Genomic DNA, 26525 nt, shown 5'->3' with positions numbered 1-26525 from the left:
ATGACAATAACTCCACAACAACTGATCGCACTGCTACCGCTGCTGATCGTCGGCTTGACGGTGGTGGTTGTGATGCTCTCCATTGCGTGGCGACGCAATCATTTTCTCAATGCCACGCTGTCGGTTCTCGGGCTTAACGCCGCGCTGGTCTCGCTCTGGTTCGTCGGCCAGAATGGGGCAATGGACGTCACGCCGCTGATCCGCGTTGACGGCTACGCGATGCTCTACACTGGGCTGGTGCTGCTGGCGAGTCTCGCCACCTGTACTTTCGCCTATCCGTGGCTTGAGGGTTACAAGGACAACAAAGAAGAGTTCTACCTGCTGGTGCTGATCGCCGCCCTGGGCGGCATTCTGCTGGCCGGTGCGAATCATCTGGCGGCGCTGTTCCTCGGCATTGAGTTAATCTCGCTGCCGCTGTTCGGTCTGGTCGGCTACGCCTTCCGCCAGAAGCGTTCGCTGGAAGCGAGCATCAAATACACCATCCTCTCCGCGGCAGCCTCCTCTTTCCTGCTGTTCGGTATGGCGCTGGTGTATGCGAACTCCGGCAACCTGTCCTTCCTTGCGCTGGGCAAGAGCCTGGCGGACAACACGCTGCACGAGCCGCTGCTGCTGGCGGGTCTCGGCCTGATGATCGTCGGTCTTGGCTTTAAGCTGTCGCTGGTGCCGTTCCACCTGTGGACGCCGGACGTTTACCAGGGGGCGCCTGCGCCGGTCTCCACCTTCCTGGCGACCGCCAGCAAGATCGCCATCTTCGGCGTGGTGATGCGTCTGTTCCTGTACATGCCGGTGGGCAACAGCGAAGCGGTGCGCGTGGTGCTGGGGCTGATCGCCTTCGCCTCTATCATCTTCGGTAACCTGATGGCGCTGAGCCAGACCAATATCAAACGTCTGCTCGGTTACTCTTCTATTTCCCACCTCGGCTATCTGCTGGTGGCGCTGATCGCCCTGCAAAGCGGCGAAATGTCGATGGAAGCCGTTGGCGTCTACCTGGCCGGCTACCTGTTCAGCAGCCTCGGCGCGTTCGGCGTGGTCAGCCTGATGTCCAGCCCATACCGTGGCCCGGACGCGGACTCGCTGTTCTCCTACCGCGGTCTGTTCTGGCACCGTCCGATCCTGTCGGCGGTGATGACGGTGATGATGCTCTCCCTGGCCGGTATCCCAATGACTCTTGGCTTTATCGGTAAGTTCTACGTGCTGGCCGTCGGTGTTCACGCCCATCTGTGGTGGCTGGTTGCCGCGGTGGTTGTCGGCTCGGCGATCGGTCTCTACTACTACCTGCGCGTGGCGGTGAGCCTGTACCTGAGCGCGCCGGAGCAGCTGAACCGTGATGCGCCGTCGAACTGGCAGTACAGCGCCGGCGGTATCGTGGTGCTGATCTCTGCCCTGCTGGTGCTGGTGCTCGGTATCTGGCCGCAGCCGCTGATTAGCATCGTGCAGCTGGCGACGCCGCTGATGTAAGTGGATTGTCTCAATAAAAAAACCGCCGGAATGGCGGTTTTTTTATGCCCGGAATGTTACGCCACCGTGTAAACCATAAAGTCTTCCGCCAGCAGGGTGTCCGGGAAAATCTCCCGGCATTCCGCCAGCATCCGCAGGCAGCCCTCGGCATCGTAGCGTGAGCTAAAGTGGGTGGCGATAAGCGTGCCGACGCCTGCCTCTTTAGCCAGCGTCGCGGTCTGCTGACTGGAGGAGTGGCCGCGACTATTGGCTTTCTCCGCCATCGCCTGCTCCAGGGTGGTCTCGTGGACCATCACATCCGCCCCGCGCGCCATCTCCAGCGCCTGCGGGCAGGGGGCGGTATCGCCAAAGATGGCCAGCGTTTTACCCGGCGTGGCGGGCCCCAGGTAGCGGCTGCCGTCGATCACCCGGCCATCCGCCAGCGTCACCTGTTCACCGCGCTTAAGGCGGTGAAACAGCGGCCCGGGAGGCACGCCGTCGGCAATCAGCTGGGCGGCGTCGAGGGCGCCGGGCTTGTCGTGTTGCTCAATGCGATACCCGTAGCACTCCACCGGATGGCTAAGCGGGAACGCGGTGACCCGATAGCCCTCTTCGTCGAACACCAGACCGGGGCCGACTTCGATGATGGTCAGAGGATAGTCGGTCCACGAGCCGCTGAGGCGCAGCGCGGTGTCAATGAATTCTTTTATTCCTGTTGGTCCGTAGACCGTCAGCGGCAGCGAATTCCCCTGCATCGAGCGGCTGCACAGCAGCCCGGGCAGGCCGAACAGATGGTCGCCGTGCAAATGGGTAATAAAGATCTTATTCAGTTTGCCAGGATGATGGGGCGTATGCAGAAACTGATGCTGGGTCCCTTCGCCGCAGTCAAACAACCACATTTCGGCGCGGGTTGGCTGTTGCAAATTGAGTATTATCGACGTCATATTACGCGTGCGGGTCGGCACCCCGGCGGATGTCCCCAAAAAAGTTAATTCCATCGTCCAGTGTCCTCAGGGCGAGTCGCAAAACATCAGTATATCAATAAGGAGCAGCAGATGATGACCTGGCAGGATCTCCATCATAGTGAACTCACCGTTCCCCAGCTGTATGCGCTGCTGAAGCTGCGCAGCGAAGTCTTTGTCGTGGAGCAGCAGTGCGCCTATCAGGATGTCGACGGCGATGATTTGGTCGGGGAAAATCGCCATCTGCTCGGCTGGCGCGATGGCGAACTGGTGGCTTATGCGCGGATCCTTAAAAGCGAAGAGATGTACGATCCGGTGGTGATTGGCAGGGTTATCGTCAGCCCCGCCGCGCGCGGCGAAAAGCTTGGCCATCAGTTGATGGCGCAGGCGCTGGCCAGCTGTCAGCGGCACTGGCCGCAAAAGTCGATTTACCTTGGGGCGCAGGCGCACCTGCAAGCTTTTTACGCCCACTTCGGTTTTACGCCGGTGACTGAGGTCTATGATGAGGATGGCATTCCGCACATCGGCATGGCGCGGGAAAGCCGCGCTGTTTGACCCCTCAACACTCACATTCCAACCCTGTTCCGGGCCGGCGAGCAGGTAAGATAAAACCCGCTCCCTCGTCATGGGTACTGCTATTCCGCCGTCGAACCCCTTATAATGTGGGGTTTTACTACCGTGGAGGTTTGCGTGCTGTCTGTTTCCACTGCGCTGGCCCGTTTACGTGACGGCCTGAGTGAGCCCTTTCCTGACTCACCCGGCACGCGAATTATCGATATTGCCTTTCCGCTGAATGATGCCTTCGATCCGCTGCTATGGTGCGGCCAGCAGCCGCAGTGGCCGCAGTTCTACTGGCAACAGCGCAATGGCGACGAGGAGCTGGCGGCGCTGGGGGCGGTAAAAAGCTTTCCCTCGCTCGACGCGGCGAACCGCTTTTTACACCAGGCCGGACGGCAGGATCTGCGCATCTGCGGCCTGAATGCGTTTGCCCCGCAGCAAGGCCGGCTGGTGCTGCCGCGTCTGGAATGGCGTCGGTGCGGCGGCAGGGCCGTGATGCGGCTGGTGCTGCACAGCGACCTCTCACTGCGCGACGATGCCATGACGGCGCGTGATTTTCTCGCCAGCCTGACCACCGTCCAGGCGACCCCTGGCGGCGTACCGCCGCTGTTGAGCGAGCGCCACTCCTCCGATTATCCCCTGTGGCAGGCAATGATAGAGCTGGCGACGCAGGCCATCGCCGCCGGCGACATGGATAAAGTGGTGCTGGCGCGGGCAACCGACCTGCAGTTTGCCGCCCCGCTGGATGCCGTGAGCATCATGGCCGCCAGCCGCAGCCGCAATCTTAACTGTTTTCATTTCCTGATGGCGTTCAATGCCCGTCACGCGTTTTTCGGCTCCACGCCGGAGCGGCTGTGGCGCCGGCGCGGCGCGCTGCTGCGCACCGAAGCGCTGGCGGGCACCGTCGCTAATCATCAGGATGACGCGAAGGCGCAGCAGTTGGCCGACTGGTTGATGAAAGACGACAAAAATCAGCGGGAAAACATGCTGGTGGTGGAGGATATCTGCCAGCGCCTGCAGAGTGAGGCCTCGACGCTGGACGTTCTGCCGCCGCAGGTGGTGAGGTTGCGCAAGGTACAGCATCTTCGACGCTGCATCTGGACCGAACTGGCGGAGCCTGACGACAGCCGCTGTCTGCTGCAGCTGCAGCCTACCGCCGCGGTGGCCGGCCTGCCGCGGCGGGCGGCGCTGGCATTCATTCAGCGCCATGAACCTTTTTCCCGTGAATGGTACGCCGGTTCCGCCGGGTATCTGTCGCTGGCGCAAAGCGAGTTTTGCGTGGCGCTGCGTTCGGCGAAAGTGGACAACGACACCCTGCGACTGTATGCCGGGGCGGGGATCGTCAGCGGCTCCGATGCGCTGCAGGAGTGGCAGGAGATTGACAACAAAGCGGCCGGGCTGCGCTCGCTACTCTGTCCATAAGCGGGAATGACGATGCATATCAAAACGCCGTCACTTTGGCTTATCTATACTTAGCATCAATATTTGATACCGGACAATTTCATGTCAGTAAGCGCATTTAACCGACGCTGGGCGGCGGTGATCCTGGAAGCTTTAACGCGCCACGGTGTGCAGCATATCTGCATCGCGCCGGGCTCGCGCTCGACACCCTTAACCCTGGCGGCGGCGGAAAACCGCGCCTTTATCCATCATACCCATTTTGACGAACGCGGCCTCGGCCACCTGGCGCTCGGTCTGGCGAAAGCCAGCCGCCAGCCGGTGGCGGTCATTGTGACCTCCGGGACCGCCACCGCGAACCTTTACCCGGCGCTGATTGAGGCAGGGCTCACCGGGGAAAAGCTGATTCTCCTGACCGCCGACCGTCCGCCGGAGCTGATCGACTGCGGCGCCAATCAGGCGATTCGTCAGCCGGGGATGTTCGCCTCCCATCCGTCGCAGACGATTTCTCTGCCGCGTCCCTCGCAGGATATTTCCGCCCGCTGGCTGGTCTCGACCATCGACCAGGTGCTGGGCGAGCTGCACGCCGGCGGGGTGCATATCAACTGCCCGTTCGCCGAACCGCTGTATGGCGATATGGATGATACCGGCGTGGAGTGGCAGCAGCAGCTCGGCAGCTGGTGGCAGAGCGATAAGCCCTGGTTACGTCAGGCGCTGCAGAGGGAAAGTGAGAAACAGCGCGACTGGTTCTTCTGGCGGCAAAAGCGCGGCGTGGTCGTGGCGGGCAGAATGAGCGCTGCCGAAGGGAAAAAAGTGGCCGAGTGGGCCCAAACACTCGGCTGGCCGCTGATCGGCGATGTCCTGTCGCAGACCGGGCAGCCGCTGCCGTGCGCTGACCTGTGGCTGGGCAATGGCAAAGCGGTGAGCGAGCTGGCGCAGGCGCAGATCGTGGTTCAGCTCGGCAGCAGCCTGACCGGCAAGCGGGTTCTGCAGTGGCAGGCCACCTGCGAGCCTGATGAATACTGGCTGGTGGATAATCTGCCCGGTCGTCTCGATCCGGCACAGCACCGCGGCCGCCGTCTGCTTGCCAGCGTTGACCGCTGGCTTGAGCTGCACCCGGCGGAGAAACGCCAGCCGTGGGCGACGGCCATTCCTGAACTGGCCCGTCAGGCGTGGGAGGCGGCGGTCGCCAGCAACGAACCCTTTGGCGAAGCGCAGCTGGCGCAGCGAATTCGCCGCTATCTGCCGGAACAGGGGCAACTGTTTGTCGGCAACAGCCTGGTGGTGCGCCTGATCGACGCCCTGGCGCAGCTGCCGGCCGGCTACCCGGTTTACAGCAACCGCGGCGCCAGCGGCATTGATGGCTTGATCGCCACCGCCGCCGGCGTGCAGCGCGCCAGCGCCAGGCCAACCCTGGCCATCGTCGGCGATCTTTCGGCGCTGTACGATCTCAACTCGCTGGCCCTACTGCGCCAGGCGTCGGCGCCGCTGGTGCTGATCGTGGTGAACAACAACGGCGGGCAGATTTTCTCCATGTTGCCGACGCCGCAGGACGAGCGGCGTCAGTTCTACTTAATGCCGCAGGATGTTGATTTCAGCCACGCGGCGGCGATGTTCGGTCTGGCCTATCATCGCCCGGCTGACTGGCAGGCGCTGGATGAGGCGCTGGCCGGCGCCTGGCGCAGGGCAGGGGCGACGGTGATTGAGCTGGCGGTCAATGAGACCGACGGCACACAGACCCTCCAGCAGCTGCTGGCGCAGGTAAGCCGCCTGTGACCCTCAGCGCGGCTGTCGAACATGGCCAGCCGGGTTATCCCTGGCTGGTCTTTCTGCACGGTTTTTCCGGCGACCGCAACGAGTGGCGGGAAGTGGGCGACGCGTTTCGCGCCTGGCCGCGGCTGTATCTCGATCTGCCGGGCCACGGCGGCTCCGCGAATATCGCAGTGCAGGACTTTGCCGGGGTCAATATTTTGCTGCAGGCTACGCTTAATAGTTACAACATACTTAACTACTGGCTGATCGGCTACTCGCTGGGGGGCCGGGTGGCGATGAACTTCGCCTGCCAGCCGCGCGCGGGCCTGCGCGGCCTGATCGTCGAAGGCGGCCATCCTGGCCTGCAGGATGCCGAAGCGCGGCGGGCGCGGCGCAGCAACGACAGCGCCTGGGCGGACCGTTTTCGCCATGAGCCGTTGGCGCAGGTCTTTGCCGACTGGTATCAGCAGCCGGTCTTCGCTTCACTGAACGCCGGGCAGCGCGCGGCGCTGGTCGCCTTACGCAGCCGGAACAACGGCGCGACGCTGGCCGAGATGCTGCAGGCGACCTCCCTTGCCGGGCAGGTCGATCTGCGCGCGTCCCTGCAGGCGCGCGATTTCCCCTTTCACTACCTGTGCGGCGAGCGCGACGCGAAGTTTCGCGCCATCGCCCAGGCGCTCGCGGCGGATCTCCATCTTATTCACCATGCCGGACACAACGCGCACCGGGACAACCCGGCGGCGGTGATTGCCTGTCTGGCGCAGATTTTGGCAAGTTAACTGAAGGACATTCTATGATCTCTCTTGATGAAGCAATGCTCTATGCCCCTGTTGAATGGCACGATTGTTCCGAAGGCTATACCGATATTCGCTACCACAAATCGGCCGACGGCATTGCCAAAATCACTATCAACCGCCCGCAGGTGCGCAACGCCTTCCGCCCGCTGACCGTCAAAGAAATGATCCAGGCACTGGCGGATGCCCGTTATGACGACAATATCGGGGTGATTGTCCTGACCGGCGAAGGTGAGAAAGCCTTTTGCGCGGGCGGCGATCAGAAAGTTCGCGGTGATTACGGCGGCTATCAGGATGACTCCGGCGTACATCATCTCAACGTACTCGACTTTCAGCGCCAGATCCGCACCTGCCCGAAACCGGTGGTGGCGATGGTGGCCGGCTACTCTATCGGCGGCGGCCATGTGCTGCACATGATGTGCGATCTGACCATCGCGGCGGAAAACGCCATCTTCGGTCAGACCGGGCCGAAGGTCGGCTCCTTCGACGGCGGCTGGGGCGCTTCCTATATGGCGCGCATCGTCGGGCAGAAAAAAGCGCGGGAAATCTGGTTCCTCTGCCGTCAGTATGACGCGCAGCAGGCGCTGGATATGGGGCTGGTGAACACCGTGGTGCCGCTGGCGGATCTGGAAAAAGAGACGGTCCGCTGGTGTCGGGAAATGCTGCAGAACAGTCCAATGGCGCTGCGCTGCCTGAAAGCGGCGCTGAACGCCGACTGCGACGGCCAGGCCGGTCTGCAGGAGCTGGCGGGCAACGCCACCATGCTGTTCTACATGACGGAAGAGGGGCAGGAAGGCCGCAATGCCTTCAACCAGAAACGTCAGCCGGACTTCAGCAAATTTAAACGGAATCCCTAATGCGCGTATCGCAGGTTTACCGCTGGCAGATACCGATGGACGCGGGCGTGGTGCTGCGCGAACGGCGGTTAAAAACCCGCGACGGGCTGTTCATCCACCTGCGGGAGGGTGAACGGGAGGGCTGGGGGGAAATATCTCCCCTGCCGGGATTCAGCGCAGAGACCCTGGAGGAGGCGCAGGCGGCGCTATTGGCGTGGGCGCAGGCCTGGCGCGACGGCGCGGAGCCGGCGCTTCCTGCGCTGCCCTCTGTCGCGTTTGGCATCAGCTGCGCGCAGGCGGAGCTCAGCGGCGAGCTGCCGCTGGCCGCGGATTATCGCGCAGCGCCGCTCTGCTCCGGCGATCCGGATGAGCTGTTCGCCAGACTGGCGGCGATGCCCGGCGAGAAAGTCGCTAAGGTGAAAGTGGGGCTCTGGGAGGCGGTCCGCGACGGCATGGTGGTTAATCTGCTGCTGGAAGCCATCCCCGACCTGCAGCTGCGTCTGGATGCCAACCGGGCCTGGACGCCGCTGAAAGCGCAGCAGTTTGCGAAATACGTCAATCCGGCGTATCGCCAGCGCATTGCGTTTATTGAGGAGCCCTGTAAAACGCGGGAGGACTCGCGGGCCTTTAGCCGCGAAGCCGGGATCGCTATCGCCTGGGATGAAAGCCTTCGCGAGGCGGATTTTCGCTTTGTCGCCGAGCCGGGCGTGCGCGCGGTGGTGATTAAGCCGACGCTAACCGGCAGTTTACACCAGGTTCAGCAGCAGGTCGCCGCGGCCCATGCGCTGGGGCTGAGCGCGGTGATCAGTTCGTCGATCGAGTCCAGCCTCGGGTTAACTCAGCTGGCGCGGGTTGCCGCCTGGCTGACGCCGCAGACCATCCCCGGACTGGACACCCTGTCGCTGATGGGCGCCCAGCTGGTGCGGCCGTGGCCGGAAAGCACCCTGCCGATGATCAACATGGATACGCTGGAGGCGCTGTTGTGACCTTTTGCGACTGGCCCTGGCGCCACTGGCGCCAGCGGCGCGGAGAGGCGCAGGCGCTGCGCCTGAATGACCAACCGCTGACCTGGCGCGACCTGTGCGCCCACGTTGACGCGCTGGCGGCCGGCTTTGCCGCGCAGGGCGTAACGGCAGGTCATGGGGTGGCGCTGCAGGCTTTTAACCAGCCGTCGACGCTGCTGGCCTGGCTGGCGCTGCTGCAGTGCGGCGCGCGGGTGCTGCCGCTGAATCCGCAACTGCCCGCAGCGTTGCTGCAGGAACTGCTGCCAGCGTTGACCGTCCAGCATCAGCTGGTGCTTAACGGCGATGCGCTGCCGGGGGATTTACCGGCGTTAACCCTGCAGACGACAGTGGGAACCCATGCTGTGCCGTGGCGCGGGGATCGTTTCGCCTCAATGACGCTGACCTCGGGGTCGACCGGTCTGCCGAAGGCGGCAGTGCATGATGCCAGCGCCCATCTGGCCAGCGCCGCCGGCGTGCTGGCGCTGATGCCGTTTGCCGCAGAAGATGACTGGCTGCTGTCGCTGCCGCTGTTTCATGTCTCCGGCCAGGGGATTATGTGGCGCTGGCTGCTGGCCGGCGCGCGGCTGACGGTGCGCGATAAACAGCCGCTGGCGCAGATGCTGCAGGGCTGCACCCACGCTTCGCTGGTGCCGACACAGCTGTGGCGCCTGCTGAATGACGATGCTGCGCTCTCCCTCAAGGCGGTGCTGCTTGGCGGCGCGGCGATCCCCGTCGAGTTGACCGAGCGGGCGCGGGGGCAGGGGGTATGCACCTACTGCGGCTATGGCCTGACCGAATTTGCTTCCACCGTCTGCGCCAAAGAGGCCGACGGCGCGGCGGATGTGGGCGCGCCGTTGCCGGGGCGGGAGATGAAAATCGTTGCCGGCGAGGTCTGGCTGCGGGCGGCGAGTATGGCCGCGGGCTACTGGCGCGACGGTCAATTGTTGCCATTGACCAACGACGAAGGGTGGTTTGCCACCCGCGATCGCGGCGAGATCATCAATGGACGGCTCACTCTCCTCGGGCGCCTGGATAATCTCTTTTTCAGCGGTGGGGAAGGGATCCAGCCTGAGGAGGTGGAACGGATCATCGTGGCGCATCCGCAGATACAGCAAGCGTTTGTCGTGCCGCTGGACGATGCGGAATATGGCCAGCGTCCGGTCGCGGTGGTGGAATGCGATGATGGCTGCGAGATCAGTGTGCTGGCGGCATGGAGCGCGGAGCGGCTGGCGCGTTTCCAGCAGCCGGTGCGTTGGCTGCGGCTGCCGGAAACGTTAAAGAACGGTGGGATTAAGATCTCGCGCCGGGCGCTGCGCGAATGGGTCAATTCGCCGGCTTAGCCGATATTGGCTTCGGCGCGACGCTGGCGCTGTTTACGCCGCAGACGCAGCAGCGGCGGCACCACCAGCACGGCGATGGCCAGCACCAGCAGCGTTTTGGTTACCCCGCTTTGCCACAGGATCGCCAGGTTGCCGTTGCTGATGGACAGCGCGCGGCGCAGGTTCTGCTCCAGCATCTCCCCCAGCACGAAGCCAAGGATCAGCGGCGACATCGGGAAGTGCATTTTGCGCATGATGTAGCCAAGCACGCCAAGCCCCACCATCAGCAACAGGTCAAAAGTGGTGCTGTGTACCGCGTAAACGCCGACGGCGGAGACCGCGGCGATGGCCGGGACCAGAAACCACAGCGGAATGGTCAGCATACGGGTGAACAGGCCGATCAGCGGAATGTTCATGATAAGCAGCATCACGTTAGCGATCAGCAGGGCGGCAATCAGCCCCCAGACGATATCCGGCTGTTCGGTGAACATCGCCGGGCCGGGCGTAATGTTATACAGCGTCAGCGCGCCCATCATCACCGCGGTGGTGCCGGACCCTGGCACGCCGAGCGTCAGCATGGGAATAAAGGAACCGCAGGCGGAGGCGTTATTGGCCGCTTCCGGCGCCGCCACGCCGCGAATATCTCCCTTGCCGAAGTTATCGCTGTTACCGCTGAGTTTTTTCTCCGTCATGTAGGTAATGGCGCTGGCGATGGTCGCCCCGGCGCCGGGCAGAATACCGACGAAGAAACCCACCACCGAGGAGCGCAGCGTCGCGCCGACGCACTGTGCGGCCTCTTTGGTGTTAAACAGCATCCGTCCGGTTTTCCGCACCAGGGTTTGTCCGCCGCTGGTGCTCTCCAGCATCAGCAGGATCTCCGAAACCGAGAACAAGCCGATCACCACCACAATAAACTGCACGCCGTCGGAGAGATGGACGCTGTCGAAGGTGAAGCGGTAAACCCCGGTATTGGCGTCTACGCCCACCGTCGCCAGACCCAGGCCGATTAACGCCGCGAGGAACGACTTCAGCGGGTTCTGCGCCATCATGCTGCCAAGACAGGCGATGGCGAAGACCATCAGCGCGAAGTATTCCGCCGGACCGAACGCCAGCGACCACTGGGCGAGCAGCGGCGCGAACAAAATAATACCGCCGATGGCGATCAGTGAGCCAAAGAAGGAACTGACGGCGGAAATCGACAGCGCAACGCCGCCGCGACCCTGCTGGGCCATCGGATAGCCGTCGAGGGCGGTCATAATGGCGGCGGCATCGCCGGGCACGTTCAACAGAATCGATGAGATTCGCCCGCCGTATTCGCAACCGATATAGACCGTCGCCAGCAGGATCAGCGCCGATTCCGCGGGCAGGTGAAGGGCGAAAGCCAGCGGCAGCAGGATCGCCACGCCGTTGATAGGGCCCAGCCCCGGCAGCAGGCCGACGATAGTCCCGACAAAGCAGCCGATCAGGGCGATCAGCAGGTTCTCCGGCGTCATGGCGACGGCGAAGCCCTGCGAGAGATAGATCCAGGTATCCATAAACGCCTCCGTTAATTAAACCAGATGCCGAGGGGCAGGGTGACATCGAGCAGGGTGTCGAAGGCGTACCATAACGACACGCCCATCGCGACGCCGGCAATGCCCGCCGCCGGCAGCGTCGCGCCGAACAGCAGACCAATGATCGCCGTCAGCAGCGCGGTGGCCAACGGAAAACCGAGCCATTCAAACCCCCAGGCGTACACCACCAGCACCACGACCATGGTCAGCAGACGCTGCAGCACATGCCGTCCCGGCCACTCGACGGCGTCCGGGCGACGCAGCAGCATTAACGCCGAGCACAGCAGCATCAGGCCGATGATCCCGAGCGGGAAGGGGCGCGGGCCGACGGGTTCATAGGAGTATTCGCTATGGATCTGCCAGGCGATAAACAGACCGCCAGTACATAACAACAGCCATACTCCGGCAAAAATACGATCGCTCATGAGCGCCTCCGCGGTTTATTTTGCCAGGCCAAAGGCTTTCGCCTGTTCGCGGTAGTCGCTGACCTGCTGCTTAACGTAGGTATCGAGCGCCTTGCCGTTCATATTGAATTCAAACAGGCCGCGCAGTTCACGTTGCTTTTTGAACGCTTCGGTTTGCTGCAGTTTAGTGAATTCATCGACCCACCACTGGTACTCGGCGTCGCTGACTTTCGGGCCCATAAAGAAGCCGCGAATAATCGGCCAGACCAGGTCGTAGCCCTGCTCTTTTGCAGTGGGGACATCGGCGAGCGCGCCCGGCAGTCGTTCACTGGAGAAGACCGCCAGCACGCGGATTTTATTACCCTGCAGATAGGGCACCATCTCGCTGAGATCGCCGGAGACTGCCTGCACATGGTTACCGAGCAGCGCGGTCACCGGCTCGCCGCCGCCTTCAAAGGCGACATAGCGCATTTTATGCGGGTCGACGTTGGCTTTTTGCGCCAGCAGCGCCGCTTTCATCCAGTCCTGACTGCCGATAGAGGCCCCGGCGCCAATCACGATACTGGAGGGGTTTTTCTCCATCGCGGTCATAAACGATTTCAGATCTTTCCATGGCGAATCGGCGCGCACGGCGATCATGCCGTAGTCGGTGCCGACGCTCGCCAGCCAGCGCACGTCATCGACGCTGTAACGGCCGAATTTACCCTGCGACAGGTTTAGCAGCGAGCCGCCGGAGAAGGCGACGACGGTCCCCGGCTCTGCCGGGCGTTGGGCGACAATGGCGTTGTAGGCCACCGCGCCCACGCCGCCGGGCATATAGGTGACGCGCATCGGTTTTTCGATGGCGCCGGTTTCCATCAGGCTCACCTGAATCAGCTTACAGGTCAGGTCAAAGCCGCCGCCCGGTTTAGCAGGCGCGATACATTCGGTGCGGGACGGGGCCTCCGCGGCGAAGGCGGATGTGGTACAGAGGCACAGCGCGATGGCGCTCAGATGACGGAGAAATGGCGTTTTCATAGGCTTCCTCAGCAGGTACAGGGCAGGTTTTTTTGATTATGTGAACCGACATATGGCGATTCGGTTGCATGATTGTTAAAACAGTTACCTTTCATTTCCCTTTCAATGCGGCAGCAACGTTACAGGATGTGATATGCGTCTCTTATTAGCCGAGGATAATCGTGAGCTGGCTCACTGGCTGGAAAAAGCGCTGGTGCAGGGCGGTTTTGCCGTGGATTGCGTCGCTGACGGGCGTGCGGCCGACCATCTGCTGCAAAGCGAGCAATATGCGCTGGCGGTGCTGGATATCGGTATGCCGGGGTACGATGGCCTTGAAGTGGTCCAGCGGCTGCGCAAGCGCGGGCAGACTCTGCCGGTGCTGTTGCTGACCGCCCGCAGCGCGGTAGCGGACCGGGTGAAAGGTTTAAATGCCGGCGCGGATGACTATTTACCCAAGCCCTTTGAGCTGGAAGAGCTCGACGCCCGCCTGCGGGCGCTGCTCCGGCGCAGCGAAGGGCAGGTGCATGAGGTGCAGCAGCTTGGCGAGCTGGCGTATTGTGACGAAGGCTATTTTTTACTCCGTGGCCAGATGCTGTCTTTGACGCCGCGTGAGCTGGCGTTATTGAAGGTGCTGATGTTTCGCCGCACCCGCCCGGTTTCGCGCCAGCAGTTATTCGAACAGGTGTTCAGTCTTAGCGACGACGTCAGTCCGGAAAGCATCGAACTCTATATTCACCGTCTGCGCAAGAAACTTCAGGCGAGCAATGTGCGTATAACCACCCTGCGCGGGTTAGGCTATCTGCTTGAGTGCGAGCGCCATGAGATGGGGTAAGCCGCAATCGCTCTATGCCCAACTGTTGCTGTTTCTCGGCCTGCCGCTGGTCCTGCTGTGGGGACTCTCCGCGTTTAATAGCTACGTCAGCGCGCTGCAGGCGGCGACGCAAGCCTACGATCGTACCCTGCTGTCGTCGGCGCGGACGGTGGCCGAACGGCTGGTGGTGCGCGGAGGGCAACTGGAGGTGAATGTGCCCTGGGTGGTGCTGGACAGCTTCGAGCTCAACATGAACGATCGCCTCTATTACAAGGTGCTTGACCCGCAGGGGAAGGTCATTTCCGGCTATGACGATCTGCCCGCGATGCCGCCCTCCACCTCGCGAACTCAGCTCTATCCGGCGCTGGCATGGTTTTATCATACCGAATATCGCGGTCAGGCAATTCGCGTGGCGCGCCTGCTGCAGCCCATCAACGAAGGGGGCATCGTGGGCATGGCGGAGATCTATATTGCCGAAACGCTGCAGTCCCGCCGCTGGCTGGCTGGACAATTACTCTTCTCATCCTGGGTGTCGCAGGGGTTACTGGTCCTGTTGACGCTGGTGCTGGCAGCCTGGCTGCTGCGCCGCGTGCTGCGGCCCATGCGCCAGCTCTCCGCGCTGATGGTGCGCCGTGAACCCGGCCTGCTGACGCCGCTGCCGGAGCTGCTGCCCTGGTCAGAAACGCGGCTGCTGATTGTCGCGTTCAACCGCTATATCGACCGCCTGCGGGTGATGATCTCCCGTCAGGAGCGCTTCAGCGCCGATGCTTCCCATCAGCTGAAAACGCCGCTGGCGGTGCTGAAAACGCAGGCTTCGGTTGCGCTGGCCAGCGACGATCCGCAACTGTGGCGCGAAAGCCTGCAGGCGATGCGCGCCACGCTGGACGATACGGTCTTGTTAACGGAGCGGTTGCTGCAGCTGGCGACGGTAAAACAGCGGGAGCAGGCGTTTGCGGTGATTAACTTGCCGGAAATTGTGCGCAACAGCTGCTTTTCGCGTATTGCGCAAGCGCGGAGCAAACATATCGATCTTGGCTATGAGGGCGAGCAGTCGGCGGTACAGGTGGCAGGCGATAGCGTTCTGCTGGGGGAACTGTGCGCTAACCTGCTCGACAATGCCATTCGCTATACCCCGGAATATGGTACGGTCACGCTTAGCCTGCATCGCGACGGCGACGCCGTGCTGCTCAGCGTGGAAGACAGCGGCCCGGGAATTGACGACCAGCAGGTACACCAGGCGCTGATGCCGTTTCGCCGCCTCGATAACGCGGGCGCGATACCCGGCGCCGGGCTGGGGCTGGCGCTGGTAAACGATATCGCGCGTCTGCATCGTAGCCACCTGCAGCTTTCGCGCAGCGAAAGCCTGGGCGGACTGAAGGCGACGCTGCGCCTGCCGACCGTGGCGTCAGAGTAGCCCCTTCATGCTCAGGGTGAGGTGGGTAGCGGCGTTGAGATCGTAGTTTTTAAGCTCATCCGCTTTCACCCAGGCGTAATCGTCAAACTCCTCGTTGATCGTCACGTCACGATTGGCGCTGACGCAGTCGAAGATCAGATAGATCATATAGATCGCTTCCTGGCGCCCGTCGGGGTAAGTTTTAACACGGGTATCATCGCGGAAGCTCCACGGCGCAATATGGGTAAGGATGAGTTTTTCGCCGAGCTCTTCGCGGATTTCCCGGCGCAGCGCCTCTTCAAGACGTTCCCCAGGCTCTACGCCGCCGCCGGATAAGGCCCATTGTCCGGGAAAAACGCCGCGGTCGGCAGCCATCTTGCACAACAGGTAATGGCCATCATTTTGGATTAGCGGGCAAACAATCGTCCTTTGACGCATGGTTTTTCTCCTTCAGGGGATAGGGCGGTAGGCTGATGAAACAGTTTGCGAGCCGCCTCGGTAAATCGCAACAGAAATAAAGCCCTGGCCTTGTCGAGTGCTACGTTAAGCGAAAATAACCGTATGGAGCACCGCCATGGAAAGGGCGACGAATTCCCCCTCGCCGCGCCGATCGTGCGGTGTGCCCCTTTTAACGTCAATGTATTTGGCGTAAATCATATTAAACATCAATATGAATGACGCTGAATTCCCGACGCCCCGCACCGGCAACGTCCGATGCCGTAAAAAGACGCAACTGGTTACACTCTTGTGAAAAATCATTTCGCCAGGTCATTGATTCCTGACGAGTGCGCAGTAGAATTTTCGAGTTTTTTCGGGACTTCTTTGATTTTAATTTTCTGGATAGAGTAAATAATGAAAAAAAGCATTTTTATGGCGCTGGCTGGCGTCATGCTGGTTTCTTCGGCGGCCCATGCGATCAGCGTTACCGGCGAAGCAGGCGAGCATTACACCAACCTTGGGGTCGGCTTCGGCACCGAGTCCACCGGTCTGGCTGTTTCGGGTAACTGGTTGCACAGCGATAACGACGGCGACGCCGCGGGTTTAGGCCTGGGCCTGAATATTCCGCTGGGGCCGTTCCTCGCGACCGTGGGCGGTAAAGGGGTATACACCAACCCGAAACAGGGTGATGAAGGCTATGCGGCCGCGGTCGGCGGCGGCCTGCAGTGGAAAATCGGCGACAGCTTCCGTCTGTATGGCGACTACTACTATTCTCCAGATTCCCTCTCCAGCGGTATTGACAGCTATCAGGAAGCCAACGTCGGCGCCAGCTGGACCATTATGCGTCCGCTCAGCATCCAGGCGGGCTATCGCTATCTGAACCTGGCGGGTAAAGATGGCAACCGCGATAACACCATCGCCGACGGCCCGTACATCGGCGCCAGCGCCAGCTTCTAATCTCCTCCGGCGCGGTCTCTTCTTGCCGCGCCAGATTTTCCTCCTCGTCAGCCTCCCGCTTTGCGTTATAGTATTTGCCACCTGGCAGGCAAGGAGTGAGCAATGTTGAATGTGGAAATGCTGTCCACTGGCGATGAAGTGTTGCATGGTCAAATCGTTGACACCAATGCAGCATGGCTGGCGGATTTCTTTTTTAATCAGGGTTTACCGTTAACGCGCCGTCATACCGTCGGCGACGATCTCGATGCGCTGGTGGCGATTCTGCGCGAACGCAGCGAACAGGCGGATGTGCTGATCGTCAATGGCGGCCTCGGCCCCACCAGCGACGACCTGAGCGCGCTGGCCGCGGCCACCGCGAAAGGCGAAGGGCTTATTTTGCATCCGGAGTGGCTGGATACCATGACCCGCTTCTTTGCCGAACGTGGGCGGCCGATGGCGGAAAGCAACCGTAAGCAGGCGGAAATCCCCGCCAGCGCCGAGATGATCAATAACCCGGTGGGCACGGCCTGTGGCTTTGCCATCCAGCTCAATCGCTGCCTGATGTTTTTCACCCCCGGCGTACCCTCTGAATTTAAAGTGATGGTCGAGCAGGAGATTTTACCGCGTCTGCGCCAGCGCTTTACGCTGCCGGAGCCGCCGGTATGCCTGCGGCTGACCACTTTTGGCCGCTCGGAAAGCGAGCTGGCGCAAAACCTCAATCCGCTGACGTTACCGCCTGGCGTCGTGATGGGCTACCGCTCGTCGATGCCGATCATTGAGCTGAAGCTGACCGGACCGGCTGAGCAGCGTGACGCCATGCTGGCTCTGTGGCCGGAAGTGCGTAAAGTGGCTGGCGACAGCCTGATTTTCGAAGGCACTGAAGGGTTACCGGCGCAGATTGCACGCTCCCTGCAGGAGCGGCAGCTGAGCCTGACGCTCAGCGAGCAGTTTACCGGCGGTCTGCTGGCGCTCCAGCTGTCCCGCGCCGGCGCGCCGCTGCTGGCCAGCGAAGTGGTCCCGGCGCAGGAGGAGACGCTGGCGCAGGCGGCCCGCTGGGCGGCCGAGCGGCGCATAAACCATTTTGCCGGCCTGGCCCTGGCGGTGAGCGGCCAGGAGAACGAGCATCTTAACGTGGCCCTGGCCACCCCGGACGGCACCTTCGCGCTGCGGGTGAAGTTCAGCGTCACCCGCCACAGCCTGGCGGTACGTCAGGAAGTCTGCGCCATGATGGCATTAAACCTGCTGCGTCGCTGGCTGAATGGCCAACCGCTGGCCAGCGAACATGGCTGGATTAACGTGGTGGATTCCCTCTCGCTGTAAGTCGTTTCCCGGCGCACGGGCTTCTCCCTGGCGCCGGTTGTCCAGCCTGTTGTACTCTCCTGAAAAAATTCTGTGCGTTAAGTCGCAATTTTCCGCTGCGAACGGTCCAGCATACGGGAAAGCGATTGCCCCGCGATGTCGCTCACACTTTACCGCCCGGACAACCGCAACACTGATTCCAGTATTCAGGATTGGAGTCCAGTATGTTGGAATCAACGAAAGTCCCGGCGCTGACCCGCGCGATTGAGATCCTCAATTTAATTGGCCGCATCGGACCCTGCAGCGCGGCGACGATAATAGCGGAGCTGGGGATCCCGAAAAGCACGGTTTATCTGCTGCTGGGCGAGCTGAAAAAGCAGCGCTTCATCAGTATGGATAATCAGGATAACTACTGCCTGTGGACCAAACTGGTGGAGCTGGCCGGGCAGGCGCTAAGCAAAATGGACCTGCGCGAGCTGGCGCGGCCACGCCTGACCCGGCTGATGGATGAGTGCGGCCTGCTCTGCCATCTGGGCATTATCGATCACGGTAACGCCTACTACATTCTGAAAATTGAATCACCCGCCACCATTAGCGTGCGTTCGCACGAAGGAAAGAGCCTGTCGCTTTACCGCTCCGGGATCGGCAAATGTTTGCTGGCCTGGCAGCCCGCCGGGGTTCAGGCATCCATTATCGATGAACTGCAGTGGGAGCGGGCTACGCCAACGACCATCAGCAATGCTCAACAGCTGCGGGAGGAGCTGGGGCGGATCCGCGCCCGGGGCTGGAGCTTTGATAATGGCGAGGACTACCCGGACGTGCGCTGCGAGGCCGCCCCGGTGTTTAACGCCAATAACGACCTGACCGCCGCCATCTCGGTGGTGGGCACCCGTCTGCAAATCAATGAAGACAATCGCGATTATCTGGCCGGTAAGGCGATTGCCTGCGCGAAAGATATTTCACGACTGCTGGGGTGGAAAAGCCCCTTCGAACAACTCGCCTCATCATAAGGAGAACACCATGACCCTACCGAAAATTAAACACGTCCGTGCCTGGTTTACCGGCGGCGCCACGGCAGAGCAGGGCGCCGGCGGCGGCGATTACCACGATCAGGGGGCTAACCACTGGATTGACGATCATATCGCTACCCCGATGAGCAAATATAAACAGTATGAGCAGTCCCGCCAGTCGTTTGGCATCAACGTGCTGGGCACGCTGATTGTGGAAGTGGAGGCTGACAACGGGCAGACCGGCTTTGCCGTGTCGACGGCCGGAGAGATGGGCTGCTTTATCGTGGAGAAACATCTCAACCGCTTTATCGAAGGCAAATGCGTCAGCGATATCAAACTGATCCATGACCAGATGCTTAACGCCACCCTCTACTACGCAGGATCCGGCGGTCTGGTGATGAACACTATCTCCTGTGTCGACCTCGCGCTGTGGGATCTGTTCGGGAAAGTGGTTGGCCTGCCGGTCTACAAACTGCTGGGCGGAGCGGTGCGTGACGAAATCCAGTTCTATGCTACCGGCGCTCGTCCGGATCTGGCGCAGGAGATGGGCTTTATCGGCGGCAAAATGCCCACCCACTGGGGGCCGCACGATGGCGACGCCGGGATCCGCAAAGACGTCGCCATGGTGGCGGACATGCGCGAAAAATGCGGCCCGGATTTCTGGTTAATGCTGGACTGCTGGATGAGCCAGGACGTTAACTATGCCACCAAACTTGCCCATGCCTGCGCCCCTTACAACCTTAAGTGGATCGAAGAGTGCCTGCCGCCGCAGCAGTATGAAGGCTATCGCGAGCTGAAGCGCCAGGCGCCCGCCGGGATGATGGTGACCAGCGGCGAGCACCACGGCACCCAGCAGTCCTTCCGCACCCTGTCGGAGACCGGGATTGATATTATGCAGCCCGACGTCGGCTGGTGCGGCGGCTTAACCACGCTGGTGGAGATAGCGGCTATTGCTAAAGCGCGCGGGCAGCTGGTGGTGCCGCACGGCTCGTCGGTGTACTCACATCATGCGGTGATCACCTTCACCAACACGCCGTTCAGCGAGTTTCTGATGACCAGTCCGGACTGCGCCACGCTGCGTCCGCAGTTCGACCCGATCCTGCTCGGCGAGCCGGTGCCTGAGAGGGGGCGCATTCATAAATCGGTCCTGGATAAACCCGGCTTTGGCGTCGAGCTCAATCGCGACTGCAACCTGAAACGTCCTTATCAACACTGATCCCCCGGGCCGCCCGGCGGCCCACGCCTGAGGATATTATGATGAGCAACACTCTGCTGGAGAGCGTGGTGAAGAAAAACCGCGCCCGCTTAATCCCCTTTATGCTGGCGCTGTACGTGCTGGCGTTTCTTGACCGTTCGAATATCGGTTTCGCCAAAGAGACCTACCAGCTGGATACGGGCCTCAGCAACGAAGCCTATGCGCTGGGGGCGGGGATTTTCTTTGTGGTCTATGCCTTTCTCGGGGTACCGGCCAACCTGCTGATGCGCAAATTCGGCGCCAGAAAATGGATCGGCTGCACCACGCTGCTGTGGGGCGTGCTGTCGGCGGCGATGGCGTGGGCGGATACGGAAGCGAAATTCCTGCTGGTACGCACCCTGCTGGGCGCGGCGGAGGCGGGCTTCTTCCCCGGCATGATCTACCTCACTTCACAGTGGTTTCCCCAGCAAAACCGCGCCAGCATTATGGGGCTTTTTTATATGGGGGCGCCGCTGGCGCTGACGCTCGGTTCGCCTTTATCCGGCGCGCTGCTGGAGATGCATGGGTTTATGGGCCATCCCGGCTGGTTCTGGATGTTTGTGATTGAAGGCCTGCTTGCCGTCGCTGCGGGAGCGTTCACCTTCTTCTGGCTGGACGATTCGCCGCAGCATGCCCGCTTCCTGAGCGCTGCGGAGAAACAGGCGCTGATCGGCGAGCTGGCGCGAGAGGAGGAGAAAAAGGTCACCTCGCGCCTGTCCGATGCGCTGCGTAACGGGCGGGTCTGGCAGCTGGCGCTGATTTACATGACCATTCAGGTGGCGGTCTATGGCCTGATTTTCTTCCTGCCTACTCAGGTCGCCGCGCTGTTGGGCACCAAAGTCGGCTTCATTGCGTCGGTGGTGACGGCTATCCCATGGGTGGCGGCGCTGTTCGGCACCTGGCTTATCCCTCGCTACTCCGATCGCACCGGCGAGCGGCGCAATATTGCCGCGCTGACGCTGCTGGCGGCAGCGGTCGGGATTGCGGTTTCCGGACTGGTGGCGCCGGTGCTGGCTATCATCGCGCTGTGCGTGGCGGCGGTTGGGGTGATTGCCGTGCAGCCGGTCTTCTGGACGATGCCGACGCAGCTGCTCTCCGGCACGGCGCTGGCCGCCGGGATTGGCTTCGTTAACCTGTTTGGCGCCATCGGCGGCTTTCTGGCGCCGATCGTGCGTGTGCAGGCCGAAACGCTGTTCGCCAGCAGCGCCGCCGGACTGTTAACCCTGGCCGGCGTGGCCATCGTCGGGGTGATCATCATCTTCTCATTAAGCCTCACCCGTGCGGTTCCTCAGCGCGGCAGCGTACAGCATTGATTAAAGGAATCGCTATGAACGCACTATTATCTAACCCCTTCAAACGTGGATTATTACGCGGTGAGACGCAAATTGGCCTGTGGCTGAGCTCGACCTCCTCCTATATGGCGGAGATTGCCGCCACCTCAGGATATGACTGGCTGCTGATCGACGGCGAGCATGCCCCGAACACCATTCAGGACCTTTATCATCAGCTCCAGGCCATCGCTCCCTATGCCAGTCAGCCGGTGATCCGACCGGTGGAGGGCAGCCGCAGTCTGATAAAACAGGTGCTGGATATTGGCGCCAGAACGTTGCTGGTGCCGATGGTCGATACCGCCGAGCAGGCGCGGGAAGTCGTCTCGGCAACCCGTTATCCTCCCGTCGGTAGCCGCGGCGTGGGCGCCGGCGTGGCCCGGGCGGCACGCTGGGGCAGAGTGGAGAATTATATGGCGGAGGCGAATGACGAACTCTGTCTGCTGATTCAGGTAGAGAGCCGAACCGCGCTGGAAAATCTGGACGCTATCCTCGAGGTGGAGGGCATTGACGGCGTATTTATCGGTCCGGCGGATCTCTCCGCTTCGCTGGGGCACCCGGACGATGCCGGCCATCCTGACGTGCAGCGGGTGATTGAGCAGAGCATCCGGCGCATTCGCACGGCGGGAAAAGCGGCCGGATTTCTGGCGGTCGACCCGGCGATGGCGGAAAAATGTCTCGCCTGGGGGGCCAATTTCGTCGCCGTCGGGGTCGATACCATGCTCTACACCGAGGCGCTGGACCGCCGGCTGGCGATGTTTAAATCCGCCAGCGCTCAGCCGCAGGGGAAAGCGAGCTATTGACGGCGCAGGCTGGCGCCGGACTCAGGCGAGCGCCTGCGCCAGCACCGTCAGCGGATGTTCGCAGCGTTTGCTGGTGGACATTTCTATCTGCCATTTGCAGGTCTCGCAGTCGGTGACGACGATGTCGGCTCCGCTCTCCTCAATCTGACGGAACAGCGGGGCGCCGATAGCCTGGGATACCGCGTAATTCTCAGTCTTAAACCCGTAGGTGCCGGCGATGCCGCAGCACTGGGAATCCAGCACCTCCAGCTGCAGGCCGGGGATCAGCCGTAGCAGTTCGAGGGTATACAGCGACCAGCCCATTTTCTCCATATGGCACGGGGTGTGATAGACCACCTTCAGCGGCAGCCGGCGCAGCGGCAGCGTTTTGCCACTATCCAGTTGTTTCCAGATCCAGCGAGTGGCCAGTTCCACCCGGTCGCGGAGGTCGCTGTTGTCAACATCCAGGAGGTGAGGGTATTCATCGCGCAGGGTAAAGGTGCAGGTCGAAGAGGTGGCAATGATCGGCAGCGCGTTTTCCCGCATCGCGGCGACGTTGCTCAGCGCCTGCTTACGCGCTTTGTCAAAAAAGCCGTTGGCGATCAGCGGCACGCCGCAGCATTTTTCCCTTGATAACAACTGCACGCCGGTGCCCAGCGCATTGACGACGCGAATCAGGTCCTTGCCCAGCTGCGGGTGGTTATAGTTGACGTAGCAACCATGAAAGAAGGCCACCTGCTCAGGGTACTGCGTCTGGTGGGCCGCGAGCTGGCGGTAAGCGCGGCGGAAGGTACCGAAGCCATATTTCGGCAGCGTGCGGCGATGATCGATATGGAGCGCTGCGTCGAGCAGGCGGCGTACCGGTTTTAAGCCGGTGGTGGCATTAACCAGTGGGGCAAAGGGGGTGGAAAGGGTGCCCATCAGGTCGGTATGGCTGAGGATGGCGTCGCGCAGGGTCGGCTTTTGCTGGCCGTACTGTGCCCGGGCGCGTTGAATGATATCGCCAATTTTCACATCCGACGGGCAGGCCACCTCACAGCGCTTGCAGTTGATGCAGTACTTGAGCGCCTCATCGTAAAGCGCGCCATCCTTCAGGCGGAGGCGTTCGCCATCCGGCCCCGCCTGTTTCGGCCCGGGATAACGCGGATTGACCCGGCTTACCGGACAGGTGGTGGTACAGACCGTGCACTTAATGCAGCTTTCAAAACGGGTATCGTTCATGGCCGGCCTCCGGCAAGAGCGTGGATCTGTCTGGCGGCGTGCAGCGCGGTGACGGCACAGACCCCGCCGCCGCAGCCGAGCTGAATGGCATCGAACCCGCCGAGCAGCGAACCGATGGCGAACAGATTGCTGAACGGCTGCCCGCCCAGCAGGGGACGCAGCAGGGCATCGGTTTTCACCCCGAAGCGCTGCCACGGCTGGGAGGCAAAGAAGTCCCGCTGGTACCAGTCGTCGCGCGGCAGGGTCTGTTGCAGATCGAGACCAAGAATGGGTTCGCGCAAGCTCTCCCGCGTGGCGACAAGACCGTTGCTGAAAAAGCTGCCGCTGGCCAGCACGGTAAAACGCGGACGCAGCGCAATATCGCCGTGATTTCGCGTCCAGACGGCCTCGACGGCGCCCTGTCGATGGCTGATGTTCACCACTTCATCGCCGGCAAGCCAGGTGCCGCCGCCGCGAATAAACTGCCGCTGCAGCAGACTGTGCAGGCGCATCCCGGGAACCGAAGGCGGCAGCGTCGGCAGCAGACGCAGCGGGCAGGGCAGGCGCGCCTGCAGCCAGTGGTACAGGCGATCGTCGGCGAGACCAAAGCAGGCGGGCATGATCAGCAGCTCATGCTGCTGCGCCAGGGGCAGCAGCGCCGCGTGCAGGGCAGGCCAGTGGTTTTCATCGTCGAGGAGGCGGGCGATATTGGCGGCGCGAAATTCGGTGGGGTTGTCACGCAACACATCCAGCAGCGGTAACTCGATTTCCGCCGCCACGGCGGTAACGCCGGTTTGCCCGAGCGCGGCGGCGGCGAGATGCGGCTGAAAATCGGCAAAGCCGCTGATCCCCACCAGGCAGACCCCTTGTCGGGGGAGTGGCGCGACAGGAACCTCCTGCGGCGATAGCCACGCCGCGCGCAGCGTCCCCAGCGGCGTTACTCGCCGGTGCGGGTGGTGCGCGTCGCCCTGCATCACCGCCCCGCAGGTGGTCAGCAGGGCTTCAGTCTGTTTAGCGTATTCGAGCACCGCCCCGGCACCGAGCCGGGAATAAGGGTGCTCAGGAAGCAGTTCAGCGAGCTGCTGCAGACCTTGCGCGAGGTCAGTGACGTTATCGCCGTTCGGCAGCGCCGAGAGCAGATCTAACGACGCGGAGGAAAAATGCAGCGCGCTTTGCCCGCGGCTGATGATAACGCTGCGCAGGCCGGACTGATTCAGCGTCAGGCCGCACAGCAGACCGGCCAGTCCGCCGCCGATAATCGCGCAGTCAAATTTCATCCTGATGCTCCTGTGGCAGTCCGCACAGGCCGAGGTAGACCCAGCGGGTGAATTCGCTTTCGCGCAGCGCGTCGCCCCAGGCGATGGGCTGCACGCCCTTCCAGCGTTCATTGAGAAACGCCGACAGCTGGGCCAACGACTGCGCGGGGGTGGTGACGTTAAAGCGCTGCAGCAGCCCGGCGGCGCGGCAGGCGCAGAGTTCCCCCTGGCAGGTCCCCATGCCAATCCGGGTACGGCGGCGCAGGTCGAGCAGGGTGTTGACCGCCAGATTTTCCACCGCGTATTTCACTTCACCAGCGGTGACGGCTTCGCATTCGCAGACCAGGCTACGGTGCTGGCGGCTGTCGCCAAGCCAGGCCGGAGTGCGATCGCCATGGCGGTAGACGGCAGAGCCGCGCAGCGGGCCAGGCAGGGAGATAATTTTTCGCAGGGTGCTTTCCGTCGGCTCCTGTGAGCCGGGCAGCGGGCTCTCGGCCGTGGTACAGGGGATAGTGTTTCCCAGCTTACGACAGACGGCGTCGGTGGCCCACTCGGCCATCAGGCGATAGGTCATCAGCTTGCCGCCGGTGATGGTAATGAAGCCTTCCATGCCGTCACGCTGAGCATGGTCGAGCAGGACGATGCCGCGGCTGACGCTGCGTCCGCTGGGATCGTTGTCGCTGGCCACCAGCGGGCGGACGCCGGAGTAGGCGCGGAGGATCCGGGTGCGGCCCATGACCGGCGCCAGCTTTTCGCCTTCGCGCAGCAGGGTATCAACTTCCGCGGTCGTGACCCGGTTGTCGTCAATTTCGTCATAAGGAATATGCATCGAGGTGGTGCCGATCAGCGAGATGGTATCCCCGGGCACCAGAATATCGGCATCGGCCGGCTTACGGCAGCGGTTGATCACCAGGTTGTTAATCCGGTGGTCGAGGATCAACAGCGATCCCTTCGCCGGGAACATGGTGATGCGCAGGTCGGCATATTCCGCAATGCGCTGCCCCCAGATCCCGGCGGCATTAACCACTACCCCGGCGTGCAGCGTGCGGGTCTGGTGAAGCTGACGGTCGTACACCTGGACGCCGCAGACGCGATCGCCCTGGCGCAGCAGGCCAGTGACTTCGCAGCCGGTGAGGATCTGCGCGCCGTGTTCGCGGGCGTCGAGCATATTGGCCGCGGTGAGGCGAAACGGGTCAATGGTGCCGTCCGGAACCTGCACCGCCCCCAGCAGCGCCGGGTTGACGGCGGGCTCGCGGCGCAGCGCCTCCTGCGCAGAGAGCGGCGTGGCCTCTATGCCAGCCTGCTGGCAGGCGGCGATAAAGGTCTGCTGATATGCCAGATCGTCTTCAGGCAGGGTTATGAACAGACCGCCGGCAGGTTCGATACAGTGACGGGCGATGCGGCGCAGGATGCGGTTCTCACTGATGCATTCGCGGGCGGATTCGTTGTCAGTCACCGCATAGCGGGCGCCGCTGTGCAACAGCCCATGATTACGGCCGGTGGCCCCGGTGGCGATATCATGACGCTCAATGAGCAGTGTGCGTAATCCGCGCCGGGCGCAATCGCGGGCGATACCGGCGCCGGTTGCTCCGCCGCCGATGATTATGACCTCGCTATCCAGACGTCCCGTCATCTTCAGCTCCTTTGCTTTCGTTTAACACCATTTAGCCACAGTCTATAAGGTTATTGTTTGATTTCGAGCACATTCGCGCGTTATTTGAGCGTGTTATGTGATTTCGTGCTCACATTGGAACCTTTTGTCATATTTCTGTAACAAATTGTGCGATGTTTCACAGTATCAGCTCTACGTATTGCCTACCATCGC

24 protein-coding genes are annotated in these 26525 nt (G+C 61.9%); 16 read left to right on the top strand and 8 right to left on the bottom strand.

Annotated elements, in window-relative coordinates:
* Nucleotides 1-1458 (top strand): NADH-quinone oxidoreductase subunit NuoN, encoded by a 1458-nt coding sequence (nuoN, locus tag MKS11_RS14445; RefSeq protein WP_004201737.1) that lies wholly within the window; start codon nucleotides 1-3, stop codon nucleotides 1456-1458.
* A 56-nt stretch (nucleotides 1459-1514) separates the two neighbouring features.
* Here the strand turns inward: nuoN and rnz are convergent, their stop codons facing one another.
* Nucleotides 1515-2435 (bottom strand): ribonuclease Z, encoded by a 921-nt coding sequence (rnz, locus tag MKS11_RS14440; protein ID WP_004201736.1) that lies wholly within the window; start codon nucleotides 2433-2435, stop codon nucleotides 1515-1517.
* A 57-nt stretch (nucleotides 2436-2492) separates the two neighbouring features.
* Between rnz and MKS11_RS14435 the strand changes: the two genes are divergently transcribed.
* From MKS11_RS14435 to menE, 7 genes are all read left to right on the top strand, one after another.
* Nucleotides 2493-2954 carry a GNAT family N-acetyltransferase gene (locus MKS11_RS14435; protein ID WP_004201734.1) on the top strand — a complete coding sequence of 154 codons (462 nt, stop codon included), beginning with the start codon at nucleotides 2493-2495 and terminating at the stop codon, nucleotides 2952-2954.
* 135 nt (nucleotides 2955-3089) lie between these two features.
* Entirely contained in the window at nucleotides 3090-4379 is a 1290-nt protein-coding gene (gene menF, locus MKS11_RS14430; protein WP_087771676.1) for an isochorismate synthase MenF, read from the top strand.
* 81 nt (nucleotides 4380-4460) lie between these two features.
* Nucleotides 4461-6131, top strand: coding sequence for a 2-succinyl-5-enolpyruvyl-6-hydroxy-3-cyclohexene-1-carboxylic-acid synthase (gene menD, locus MKS11_RS14425; protein WP_049004649.1), 1671 nt, complete (start codon nucleotides 4461-4463; stop codon nucleotides 6129-6131).
* A complete protein-coding gene (menH, locus tag MKS11_RS14420) occupies nucleotides 6128-6886 on the top strand; it encodes a 2-succinyl-6-hydroxy-2,4-cyclohexadiene-1-carboxylate synthase (RefSeq protein WP_114506356.1) in 759 nt (252 codons plus the stop codon). The genes menD and menH overlap by 4 nt, the downstream gene beginning before the upstream one ends.
* A 14-nt stretch (nucleotides 6887-6900) precedes the next feature.
* Nucleotides 6901-7758 (top strand): 1,4-dihydroxy-2-naphthoyl-CoA synthase, encoded by an 858-nt coding sequence (gene menB, locus MKS11_RS14415; RefSeq protein WP_004201730.1) that lies wholly within the window; start codon nucleotides 6901-6903, stop codon nucleotides 7756-7758.
* A complete protein-coding gene (gene menC / locus MKS11_RS14410) occupies nucleotides 7758-8723 on the top strand; it encodes an o-succinylbenzoate synthase (RefSeq protein ID WP_085845911.1) in 966 nt (321 codons plus the stop codon). The genes menB and menC overlap by 1 nt, the downstream gene beginning before the upstream one ends.
* Nucleotides 8720-10081, top strand: a complete 1362-nt coding sequence (gene menE, locus MKS11_RS14405; RefSeq protein WP_211773115.1) for an o-succinylbenzoate--CoA ligase — start codon at nucleotides 8720-8722, stop codon at nucleotides 10079-10081. The genes menC and menE overlap by 4 nt, the downstream gene beginning before the upstream one ends.
* Here the strand turns inward: menE and MKS11_RS14400 are convergent.
* The 3 genes from MKS11_RS14400 to MKS11_RS14390 are packed head-to-tail and all read right to left on the bottom strand — an operon-like array spanning nucleotide 10078 to nucleotide 13034.
* Entirely contained in the window at nucleotides 10078-11595 is a 1518-nt protein-coding gene (locus MKS11_RS14400; RefSeq protein WP_004201726.1) for a tripartite tricarboxylate transporter permease, read from the bottom strand. The genes menE and MKS11_RS14400 overlap by 4 nt on opposite strands.
* Before the next feature lie 11 nt (nucleotides 11596-11606).
* The gene (locus MKS11_RS14395; protein ID WP_004201725.1) at nucleotides 11607-12038 is read right to left on the bottom strand and encodes a tripartite tricarboxylate transporter TctB family protein; all 432 of its coding nucleotides are present in this window, start codon (nucleotides 12036-12038) and stop codon (nucleotides 11607-11609) included.
* 15 nt (nucleotides 12039-12053) lie between these two features.
* A complete protein-coding gene (locus MKS11_RS14390) occupies nucleotides 12054-13034 on the bottom strand; it encodes a tripartite tricarboxylate transporter substrate binding protein (RefSeq protein ID WP_017899284.1) in 981 nt (326 codons plus the stop codon).
* 133 nt (nucleotides 13035-13167) lie between these two features.
* Here MKS11_RS14390 and tctD point away from each other — a divergent pair, with 133 nt between their 5' ends.
* Both tctD and MKS11_RS14380 read left to right on the top strand, forming a co-directional pair.
* On the top strand, nucleotides 13168-13845 hold the full coding sequence (gene tctD / locus MKS11_RS14385; protein ID WP_004201723.1) for a transcriptional regulator TctD: 678 nt from the start codon (nucleotides 13168-13170) through the stop codon (nucleotides 13843-13845).
* On the top strand, nucleotides 13832-15238 hold the full coding sequence (locus MKS11_RS14380) for a HAMP domain-containing histidine kinase (protein ID WP_004201716.1): 1407 nt from the start codon (nucleotides 13832-13834) through the stop codon (nucleotides 15236-15238). The genes tctD and MKS11_RS14380 overlap by 14 nt, the downstream gene beginning before the upstream one ends.
* Here MKS11_RS14380 and nudI read toward each other — a convergent pair.
* The gene (gene nudI / locus MKS11_RS14375) at nucleotides 15230-15655 is read right to left on the bottom strand and encodes a nucleoside triphosphatase NudI (RefSeq protein WP_186384452.1); all 426 of its coding nucleotides are present in this window, start codon (nucleotides 15653-15655) and stop codon (nucleotides 15230-15232) included. The genes MKS11_RS14380 and nudI overlap by 9 nt on opposite strands.
* Nucleotides 15656-16069: 414 nt before the next feature.
* On the opposite strand from nudI, the gene MKS11_RS14370 reads away from it, so the two are divergent.
* The 6 genes from MKS11_RS14370 (at nucleotide 16070) to yfaU (ending at nucleotide 22265) form a co-directional block, all read left to right on the top strand.
* Nucleotides 16070-16612, top strand: a complete 543-nt coding sequence (locus tag MKS11_RS14370; protein ID WP_004201712.1) for a YfaZ family outer membrane protein — start codon at nucleotides 16070-16072, stop codon at nucleotides 16610-16612.
* A gap of 102 nt (nucleotides 16613-16714) precedes the next feature.
* Nucleotides 16715-17911 carry a nicotinamide mononucleotide deamidase-related protein YfaY gene (locus tag MKS11_RS14365; protein WP_211773116.1) on the top strand — a complete coding sequence of 399 codons (1197 nt, stop codon included), beginning with the start codon at nucleotides 16715-16717 and terminating at the stop codon, nucleotides 17909-17911.
* A 203-nt stretch (nucleotides 17912-18114) separates the two neighbouring features.
* Complete coding sequence (locus MKS11_RS14360) at nucleotides 18115-18900, top strand: IclR family transcriptional regulator (RefSeq protein ID WP_284109606.1); 786 nt, start codon at nucleotides 18115-18117, stop codon at nucleotides 18898-18900.
* Nucleotides 18901-18910: 10 nt separating this feature from the next.
* Nucleotides 18911-20116: an L-rhamnonate dehydratase gene (gene rhmD, locus MKS11_RS14355; RefSeq protein ID WP_284109605.1), complete on the top strand. Its 1206-nt coding sequence runs from the start codon at nucleotides 18911-18913 to the stop codon at nucleotides 20114-20116.
* 41 nt (nucleotides 20117-20157) lie between these two features.
* Nucleotides 20158-21447 carry an MFS transporter gene (locus MKS11_RS14350; protein ID WP_004201705.1) on the top strand — a complete coding sequence of 430 codons (1290 nt, stop codon included), beginning with the start codon at nucleotides 20158-20160 and terminating at the stop codon, nucleotides 21445-21447.
* A gap of 14 nt (nucleotides 21448-21461) precedes the next feature.
* Nucleotides 21462-22265 carry a 2-keto-3-deoxy-L-rhamnonate aldolase gene (gene yfaU, locus MKS11_RS14345; RefSeq protein ID WP_048325201.1) on the top strand — a complete coding sequence of 268 codons (804 nt, stop codon included), beginning with the start codon at nucleotides 21462-21464 and terminating at the stop codon, nucleotides 22263-22265.
* Between the two features lie 21 nt (nucleotides 22266-22286).
* Here the strand turns inward: yfaU and glpC are convergent, their stop codons facing one another.
* From glpC to glpA, 3 genes are read right to left on the bottom strand one after another with little or no spacing between them, the layout of a single operon-like run.
* Nucleotides 22287-23465, bottom strand: coding sequence for an anaerobic glycerol-3-phosphate dehydrogenase subunit GlpC (glpC, locus tag MKS11_RS14340; protein ID WP_023318771.1), 1179 nt, complete (start codon nucleotides 23463-23465; stop codon nucleotides 22287-22289).
* Nucleotides 23462-24721, bottom strand: coding sequence for a glycerol-3-phosphate dehydrogenase subunit GlpB (gene glpB / locus MKS11_RS14335; RefSeq protein WP_211773117.1), 1260 nt, complete (start codon nucleotides 24719-24721; stop codon nucleotides 23462-23464). Before glpB ends, glpC begins: the two co-directional genes overlap by 4 nt.
* The gene (gene glpA, locus MKS11_RS14330; RefSeq protein ID WP_053810123.1) at nucleotides 24711-26333 is read right to left on the bottom strand and encodes an anaerobic glycerol-3-phosphate dehydrogenase subunit A; all 1623 of its coding nucleotides are present in this window, start codon (nucleotides 26331-26333) and stop codon (nucleotides 24711-24713) included. The genes glpB and glpA overlap by 11 nt, the downstream gene beginning before the upstream one ends.
* Nucleotides 26334-26525 lie beyond the last annotated feature (192 nt).

Origin of the sequence: Klebsiella sp. K5-45 (assembly GCF_030128605.1) — a bacterium.
Taxonomy (GTDB): Bacteria; Pseudomonadota; Gammaproteobacteria; order Enterobacterales; family Enterobacteriaceae; genus Klebsiella; species Klebsiella quasipneumoniae.
The sequence above is the reverse complement of the archived record's forward strand: the minus strand, read 5'-3'. Positions and strand labels throughout refer to the sequence as shown.

Excerpts from the sequence above, each read along its gene's own strand:
- MKS11_RS14365 (WP_211773116.1), top strand. The coding sequence starts at position 16,715 with ATGTTGAATGTGGAAATGCTGTCCACTGGCGATGAAGTGTTGCATGGT.
- glpC (WP_023318771.1), bottom strand. The coding sequence starts at position 23,465 with ATGAACGATACCCGTTTTGAAAGCTGCATTAAGTGCACGGTCTGTACC.
- glpB (WP_211773117.1), bottom strand. The coding sequence starts at position 24,721 with ATGAAATTTGACTGCGCGATTATCGGCGGCGGACTGGCCGGTCTGCTG.
- menB (WP_004201730.1), top strand. The coding sequence starts at position 6,901 with ATGATCTCTCTTGATGAAGCAATGCTCTATGCCCCTGTTGAATGGCAC.
- MKS11_RS14390 (WP_017899284.1), bottom strand. The coding sequence starts at position 13,034 with ATGAAAACGCCATTTCTCCGTCATCTGAGCGCCATCGCGCTGTGCCTC.
- menD (WP_049004649.1), top strand. The coding sequence starts at position 4,461 with ATGTCAGTAAGCGCATTTAACCGACGCTGGGCGGCGGTGATCCTGGAA.
- yfaU (WP_048325201.1), top strand. The coding sequence starts at position 21,462 with ATGAACGCACTATTATCTAACCCCTTCAAACGTGGATTATTACGCGGT.
- MKS11_RS14370 (WP_004201712.1), top strand. The coding sequence starts at position 16,070 with ATGAAAAAAAGCATTTTTATGGCGCTGGCTGGCGTCATGCTGGTTTCT.
- MKS11_RS14395 (WP_004201725.1), bottom strand. The coding sequence starts at position 12,038 with ATGAGCGATCGTATTTTTGCCGGAGTATGGCTGTTGTTATGTACTGGC.
- rhmD (WP_284109605.1), top strand. The coding sequence starts at position 18,911 with ATGACCCTACCGAAAATTAAACACGTCCGTGCCTGGTTTACCGGCGGC.
- rnz (WP_004201736.1), bottom strand. The coding sequence starts at position 2,435 with ATGGAATTAACTTTTTTGGGGACATCCGCCGGGGTGCCGACCCGCACG.
- MKS11_RS14350 (WP_004201705.1), top strand. The coding sequence starts at position 20,158 with ATGAGCAACACTCTGCTGGAGAGCGTGGTGAAGAAAAACCGCGCCCGC.
- tctD (WP_004201723.1), top strand. The coding sequence starts at position 13,168 with ATGCGTCTCTTATTAGCCGAGGATAATCGTGAGCTGGCTCACTGGCTG.
- menC (WP_085845911.1), top strand. The coding sequence starts at position 7,758 with ATGCGCGTATCGCAGGTTTACCGCTGGCAGATACCGATGGACGCGGGC.
- glpA (WP_053810123.1), bottom strand. The coding sequence starts at position 26,333 with ATGACGGGACGTCTGGATAGCGAGGTCATAATCATCGGCGGCGGAGCA.
- MKS11_RS14380 (WP_004201716.1), top strand. The coding sequence starts at position 13,832 with ATGAGATGGGGTAAGCCGCAATCGCTCTATGCCCAACTGTTGCTGTTT.
- nuoN (WP_004201737.1), top strand. The coding sequence starts at position 1 with ATGACAATAACTCCACAACAACTGATCGCACTGCTACCGCTGCTGATC.
- MKS11_RS14400 (WP_004201726.1), bottom strand. The coding sequence starts at position 11,595 with ATGGATACCTGGATCTATCTCTCGCAGGGCTTCGCCGTCGCCATGACG.
- MKS11_RS14360 (WP_284109606.1), top strand. The coding sequence starts at position 18,115 with ATGTTGGAATCAACGAAAGTCCCGGCGCTGACCCGCGCGATTGAGATC.
- nudI (WP_186384452.1), bottom strand. The coding sequence starts at position 15,655 with ATGCGTCAAAGGACGATTGTTTGCCCGCTAATCCAAAATGATGGCCAT.
- MKS11_RS14435 (WP_004201734.1), top strand. The coding sequence starts at position 2,493 with ATGATGACCTGGCAGGATCTCCATCATAGTGAACTCACCGTTCCCCAG.